Source organism: Collinsella sp. TM05-38 (genome assembly GCF_003466445.1).
GTDB lineage: Bacteria > Actinomycetota > Coriobacteriia > Coriobacteriales > Coriobacteriaceae > Collinsella.
In genome coordinates, this window is sequence record NZ_QSPM01000001.1 from 82,919 (window position 1) to 89,480 (window position 6,562).

Here is a 6,562-nt window from a genome sequence, read left to right on the forward strand (position 1 = left end):
CAAGACGGAGGCCACATTAAGTGGCCTCCTTTGCGTGCGGAACTCGCGATGAACCTTATATGCCTCCGCCCGGACAGACGCCCAGTTGCTGGAACGCGGCTTGTCATCGGGGTGATGGAAAATGTCGCCCCAAACGCTTGCAGTGGTTGCGTCCACAAGTGTCAAGAAATAGCCTCGAGAATCTCGAGGCTTTCACATTTGTATTGTTTTGCACGAAGGACCGCGAACGGCGAAGCTACTCTCCCAGCACGGCCTTCTTGGCGGCTGCAGCCATGTTGTCCAGGTCTTCCTTGGTGGGATGGTCCTTCGCGGCAACCCAGTTGTCGAGCAGCATCTTAAATCGGACGTTATCGGGATCTTGCTCGAGCATGGCCTCGTAGCGCTGCTTGACCGCGGGGCCCATCTTGCCCTGGCACATCGCCCAGCCCGCAAGCTCGGCATCCCCAGCCAAATTGGAAGTTACGCGATCAATAATCTGCTGGTAATAGCTCTGGTCGGCGCCAAAACCGCAGGTGCCAAACAGGAAGACGCGCTTACCGTGCAAGGCGGAGAGCAACGCCGCGACCGAAGGCGTGCACGCGCCCTTGTCGCACCAAAAACCGACGAGCACCGTGTCGGCCGCGCAGGCGCCCTGCGCCTCGAGCTCAACCTGATCTGCGTCCGCATCGTCGCTCAACGCCGCAGCGTGGACAAACTCAACGCCCGCAGCCTGCAGAGTGCGCTTGATCGCACCCGAAACCATCCTGGTATTACCGCTCTTGCTGTTAACCACCAAAGAGCACGTCGTAGTCACGTTGCCTCGTTTCCCCCGAAACTCGAGCCATTAATGCAATTTGTTAGAAGCATATCTTAGTACTAACGGCGCAGATGTAAACCATCTGCCGCTAATCGGTATTCCCTACTGGGCGAATTGGCTGCGGTAGAGCTCGGCATAGAAGCCGCCTGCCGCTATCAGCTCGTCGTGCGTGCCGCGCTCGATAATCTCGCCGTCGCGCATCACCAGAATGCAGTCGGCGTTGCGGATGGTGCTCAGGCGGTGCGCCACGACAAAGCTTGTGCGACCTGCCATAAGCTCGTCGAATGCCGCCTGCACCTGCAGCTCGGTACGCGTATCTATGCTCGACGTTGCCTCGTCCAGCAGCAAGATCGCCGGGTCGGTGAGCATGACGCGCGCGATGCACAGCAGCTGCTTTTGACCCTGGCTAAACGTGCCGCCGTCCTCGCCGATTACCGTGTCGTAGCCGCCTGGCAGCTGCACGATAAACTTGTGCGCGTGCGCGCGCTTGGCGGCTTCGATGACCTGCTCGCGCGTGGCTCCTGGGCAACCGTAAGCGATGTTGTCCGCCACCGTGCCCTCGAACAGCCACGTATCTTGCAGCACCATACCAAAGGCACGGCGCAGGCTTGCGCGCGTGTAGTCACGCGAAGACCGGCCATCGATCATGATGCGTCCGGCATCGATATCGTAAAACCGCAGCAGCAGGTTGATGAGCGTCGTCTTGCCGCAGCCCGTGGGACCGACCAGGGCAAAGCGCATGCCGGGCTTGGCCTCGATGCAAATATCCTGCAGCAGCTTGCGATCGGACACATAGCTAAAGTCCACATGCTCAAAGGCGACCTCGCCTTGCGGGGCGGCAAGCTCCACGGCATCCGCCGCATCGGGCTCTTGCTCGCGAGCGTCGAGCAGCGCGAACATGCGGCGCGCCGAGGCGTACGCGGTCTGGATCTGCGTAATGACGTTGGTGACCTCGTTGAACGGCTTGGTGTACTGGTTGGCATAGGACAAGAAGATCTGCACGCCGCCCACCGTAAGCGCCGCCGGCACGCCCGTGATCACGCCCACGCAGCCGATCACAGCGACCACGGCATAGATGATGTTGTTGATAAAGCGCGTGCCGGGGTTGGAGAGCGAACCCATAAACTGCGCGCGCTCGCCCGCGGTGTAGAGCTCGGCATTGAGGGCATCGAAGCGCTGCTGGGCGCGCGGGCCGTAGGCAAAGGCGTCGACAAGCTTCTGCTCGCCCACGTATTCCTCGATATGGCCGCCAAGCTGACCCTGAATGCGCTGTTGAGCCGTAAAGCTCTTGTTGGAGAGCTTGGCGATGGCGCCGGCGGCAAAGACGGAAAGCGGCGTGACGAGCACCACCACGAGCGTCATGGTCAGATTGATGGAGAACATAAACGCGAGCGTGCCCACGATGGTAATAACGCCGGTAAAGAGCTGCGTGAAGCCCTGCAGCAGACCGTCGCCCACCTGATCGACATCGTTGACCACGCGGCTCATGAGGTCGCCGTGGGCATGGCTGTCGATAAAGCCGAGCGGCATGCGGCTGAGCTTATCACTCGCCTCCACGCGCATGTCACGCACCGTCTCGTAGGATAGGCGGTTAACGCAGTAGCCCTGCAGCCACTGGAAGGCCGCGGCTCCCACCACGACGAGCGAGAGTTTGGTGACGAGCGGCAGCAGTGCGTCGAAATCCACCTGGCCCGCGGCAACAATCAGGTCGATGCCCTCGCCAATGAGAATAGGTGTGTAGAGCTGCAAGATAACGGAGATGGTGGCGCTCACAAACGACGCCGCAAACGAAATGCGATGCGGACGGACGTAGCCCAACAGGCGGCGAGTCACCGCACCCACGGGATAGCGCTCGGGATCGCCGGGCTGGCGCGGACCGTCGCCCAGGTCGTTGAGGTTATCGTTGCCGGACACGTTGGCCGTCATCGTGGCGACCGAACCGGAGGAAGTATACGGATTCATCTAACAGCCCTCCTTTGTGCAGACGGATGCGGGGGCAGTCGGGGCGGACGCGGACGCCGCGCTCCCCTGCTGGCCCTCGAGCTCCTCGCGGCGCAGCTGCGACTGGCAAATCTCGCGGTAGAGCTGGCAGCTTGCATACAGCTCGTCATGTGTGCCCAGGCCCGCAACCGAGCCGTGATCGAGTACGCAGATCATGTCGGCGTCGCGCACGGTCGAGACGCGCTGACTCACGATGACGGTCGTCAGCGGCAGCCCGCCCTCGGCGGCACCGCGCACGCTGCGCTCGCGGATGGCATGGCGAAGCGCCGCGTCGGTCTTAAAGTCGAGCGCCGAGGCGGAGTCGTCCATAATCAGGATCTGCGGCGAGCCCACCAGAGCACGCGCAATGGTCAGGCGCTGGCGCTGACCACCACTAAAGTTCTTGCCGCCCGCCTCGACCGGGGCATCGAGCCCCTGTGGCTTGTTGCGCACGAACTCGCTGGCCTGCGCCATATCGAGCGCCGCCCAGAGCTCCTCGTCGGTTGCCGCCTCGTCGCGCCAGGTCAGGTTGCTGCGGATGGTGCCGCTCACCAGCGACGCGCGCTGCGGTACGGTCGCAACCACATGGCGCAGCTGATCGAGTGGCCAAATGCGCACGTCGGTACCCATCACGCTCACACTGCCGGTGCCCGCATCATACAGGCGCGGAATAAGCGAGACGAGCGTGGACTTGCCGCTGCCCGTGCCGCCGATGATTCCGAGCGTCTTGCCCAGCGGCAGCTCCAGGGTCACATCGTCGACGGCATTTGCCGCGCCCGCGCCAAACGAAAAACTCGCATGGTCAAAGCTCAGCGCGGGGCCCGGGGCGGCATTGCCCGCCGCGCCCGGCTTGGGCAGTGCGACCGGCTCGTTGTCCTCGTCGGTAACGCTCGGCACGCAATTGAGCACCTCGTTGATACGCGACGCACTGGCGCTCGCCTTGGTAAAGACCACGACCAGGTTGGCAACGTACACGATGGAGGTGAGGGTCTGCGTCATGTAGTTTACAAACGCCATAACCTGACCCTGCGTGAGCTCGCCCACGTTGACCTGGATGCCGCCCACCCACAGGATGGCGCACACGCCTAGGTTCATCACCAAAAACGTGACGGGGTTGAGAATCGATGAGAGCTTGCCCACCGCGATGGCAGTATTGGCCTGGTCATCGGCCGCCTGGGCAAAGCGCTCACGCTCGTGGTCCTCGCGCACGAAGGCGCGAACCACGCGGACGCCCGAAAGACCTTCGCGGCAGATAAGCGCGATGCGATCGAGCTTTGCCTGCAGCTGCTTGTAGTACGGGATGCAGCGCGCCATGACAAACCAAAACACCAAGCCGATGGCGGGCGTGCAAATCAAAAAGATCATGCCGAGCTTAAGGTCGATGGCAAGGGCCGCGACCATGGAGCCCGCGGCCAAGAAGGGCCAGCGGATGAGCATGCGTACGCCCAGAGCCACAGCGAGCTGCACCTGGTTAACGTCGTTGGTGATGCGGGTGATGAGCGACGGCGTGCCAAAGCGATCGAGCTCGGCGTAGCTCAGCTTATTGATGTGCTCGTAGAGCGCGCCGCGAATGTCGGTGCCCATGCCCTGCGAGGTGAGCGCCGCCATCTTTTGGCAGACGAGCGTAAACGAGATGCCGATCACAGCCATGGCGGCGAGCACCACGCCGTAACGGACGACAGCGTTCACATCGTGCGCCCCAATGCCCTTATCGATCATCTGGGCAATCACCAGCGGCGTAAGCAGGTCAAAGATCACTTCAATCAACTTGCACGCAGGGCCGATCACCATATAGCGGCGAAACTTTCCACCAAAACGCCTGAGCAGCTCAATCATAAAAAGGCGCTCCCCATCATCATTCACACTCAATTCGAACCATGATAGTACGGTGAGCCCAAAAGAAGCGTAAACAACTCGTCATTTCTAATGGGATTCGGTTTTCAGAGGGGTATACGCGCACACCCAGCCAGTGTCGGGTCAACTAGCTTGGTATACTTACATTAGTGCTACCAAGTTAGTCGCCGACTCTGGAAATGAGGTGCCGAGATGAACGACATTCTCGCAAGAAGAGCAAGACGAGCAACTGTGGGCATCGCCCTTTCCGCGGCACTTGTCGCGGGAATCGCCCCCGCAACGGCGATCGCGGCAGAAACCAGTTCCCCCACCGGTGCGGCCGTTTCGCAGACGAGCGCCGCCAACGGCAATTCGGGCGCCCCGCAGACAGAAGACGCGGCCGCCGCAAAAGAAAAGGCTCTGTTAGACCAGGATTGACATTCCGCCCCGTCATCTTCTTGCGATTGCACAATGGTCGCCCCTTGTCGAATCTGAATCCGGCAAGGGGCGATGCGCCCGAGACCGGACGAGTTGCTCGCCTGGCCCTGCCGTTTCATGCCGACCTGCCGGCTAACTCGCCGTCTCCTCGTCGGGCGCCGGCGTCTTGACCCTCATCTCGAACGGCATCCCGCCCTCTCGGACGAGCGCCCTGAGGAACGCGTTGACGGCGGTGGACATGGACAGGCCGAGCTCGTCCAGGATGGCCGTGGCCTCCCTCTTGACCTCCGGGTCGATGCGGATCGTCGTGGCCGGTATGCTCGACGGCATGGCCTCACCCCTCCTCGTGTATCGCGGTGCGACCATTCTACCGCCTCTATGCGGCGGGCGCGGCCCAGTAGTCCATGTAGGGCGGCTCCACGTTGAACATGTCGCGGACGCGGCTCCTGCAGACGCCGTGCGCGAGCTGCCGCGCGACCGTGCGCCCGGCCGCGCCGGAATCGGTCGCCATGAAGGTCCGGCACCACCTGAACCAGGCGAGGTAGGCGTCGAGGTGCTTCGTCGACACGCCCCTGAACGGCTCCATGAAGGCGCCGAGGAGCGAGTGGACGGTGTTGACCCGGTTGATGGTCCCCCCGGAGCGGTCCTTGGGGTCGTAGGCCGCGTGCGCGGCGACCTCGAGCTCGGCGAGGACGCCGACGTAGGCGGCCGCCCTGTCGGTCGCGACGACCGAGCCGGCCGCGATGCGGCCCCTCAGCGCGTCCATGGCGCGCCCCCTCGAAAGGGCGCCCCGCCCCGTGACCTCGAGGAACGTCTCGTTCGAGTCGTTCACTCCGGTCATGACGCAGATCCGCTCGCGCGACAGCCCGCGTCTGTGCACCTGCTTGCCGCGGTGCCGGGAGGGGCGCGGCATCGTGAACGACCCCTTCGCGTGGTTGCCCTTGAACGACTCGGGGAAATAGGTCTCGTCGAGCTCGCAGCCGCAGCCCCGCTCGACCCTGAACGAGGGGGAGTAGGCCGAGAGGCACTCGATCAGCCTGTGGCGCATGGTGTAGGCGGTCTTGAGGCAGACGCGGCAGCGCCTCGCGCATTCGCGCAGGGGCAGCATAAGCACGAAGCACTCGGCGTAGGCCATCCAGGTCTCCTTCGGGAGCTTGCTCGTCCCCAGGATGCGCTCGCTGCCCATGCCGAAGGTCCTGCCGCAGCCCCGGCAGAGGTAGCGCTGCTCGCCGTTCTTCGATTTGCCCTTCTTCACGACCGCGGCGGACCCGCAGCGCGGGCAGCGTTCGATTTCGTAGGCGGAGCCGGCCGCGTCGTCGAACGCCGCCGCGCGGATCACGTCCCTGACGGACTCGATCGCGCGGCGGCGCTCGGTCTTGCTGAGGTTCGCAATGCCCTTCTTGAAGTTGAGGACCAGGTCTTCGGCGTTCATGCTGCCCCCATCATCGCGGTCTATGGGGTCAACGATATGGCACCGTGGGGACACATGTATGTCAATCCTGGTCTAACAGAGCC

Annotated in this window: 6 protein-coding genes; 1 reads left to right on the forward strand and 5 read right to left on the reverse strand. The window is 63.0% G+C overall.

Annotated elements, in window-relative coordinates; all coding sequences use genetic code 11:
• Positions 1-235: 235 nt before the first annotated feature.
• The 3 genes from bilS to DXD49_RS00350 form a co-directional block, all read right to left on the reverse strand.
• Entirely contained in the window at positions 236-793 is a 558-nt protein-coding gene (bilS, locus tag DXD49_RS00340) for a flavodoxin family protein BilS (RefSeq protein ID WP_233505103.1), read from the reverse strand.
• Between the two features lie 105 nt (positions 794-898).
• A complete protein-coding gene (locus DXD49_RS00345) occupies positions 899-2,758 on the reverse strand; it encodes an ABC transporter ATP-binding protein (RefSeq protein ID WP_117793893.1) in 1,860 nt (619 codons plus the stop codon).
• A complete protein-coding gene (locus tag DXD49_RS00350) occupies positions 2,759-4,612 on the reverse strand; it encodes an ABC transporter ATP-binding protein (RefSeq protein ID WP_117793894.1) in 1,854 nt (617 codons plus the stop codon). It lies immediately after the preceding gene.
• Positions 4,613-4,822: 210 nt separating this feature from the next.
• Between DXD49_RS00350 and DXD49_RS00355 the strand changes: the two genes are divergently transcribed.
• A complete protein-coding gene (locus tag DXD49_RS00355) occupies positions 4,823-5,047 on the forward strand; it encodes a hypothetical protein (RefSeq protein ID WP_117793895.1) in 225 nt (74 codons plus the stop codon).
• Positions 5,048-5,179: 132 nt separating this feature from the next.
• Here DXD49_RS00355 and DXD49_RS00360 read toward each other — a convergent pair whose 3' ends face one another.
• Both DXD49_RS00360 and DXD49_RS00365 read right to left on the reverse strand, forming a co-directional pair.
• Entirely contained in the window at positions 5,180-5,377 is a 198-nt protein-coding gene (locus DXD49_RS00360; RefSeq protein WP_117793896.1) for a type II toxin-antitoxin system RelB/DinJ family antitoxin, read from the reverse strand.
• Between the two features lie 46 nt (positions 5,378-5,423).
• Positions 5,424-6,479, reverse strand: coding sequence for an IS1595 family transposase (locus tag DXD49_RS00365; protein WP_199568907.1), 1,056 nt, complete (start codon positions 6,477-6,479; stop codon positions 5,424-5,426).
• Between the last annotated feature and the right edge of the window lie 83 nt (positions 6,480-6,562).

Bases quoted from the DNA above. Each gene is read 5' to 3' on its own strand.
- DXD49_RS00345 (WP_117793893.1), bottom strand. From the start codon at position 2,758: ATGAATCCGTATACTTCCTCCGGTTCGGTCGCCACGATGACGGCCAAC.
- DXD49_RS00350 (WP_117793894.1), bottom strand. From the start codon at position 4,612: ATGATTGAGCTGCTCAGGCGTTTTGGTGGAAAGTTTCGCCGCTATATG.
- DXD49_RS00355 (WP_117793895.1), top strand. From the start codon at position 4,823: ATGAACGACATTCTCGCAAGAAGAGCAAGACGAGCAACTGTGGGCATC.
- DXD49_RS00360 (WP_117793896.1), bottom strand. From the start codon at position 5,377: ATGCCGTCGAGCATACCGGCCACGACGATCCGCATCGACCCGGAGGTC.
- DXD49_RS00365 (WP_199568907.1), bottom strand. From the start codon at position 6,479: ATGAACGCCGAAGACCTGGTCCTCAACTTCAAGAAGGGCATTGCGAAC.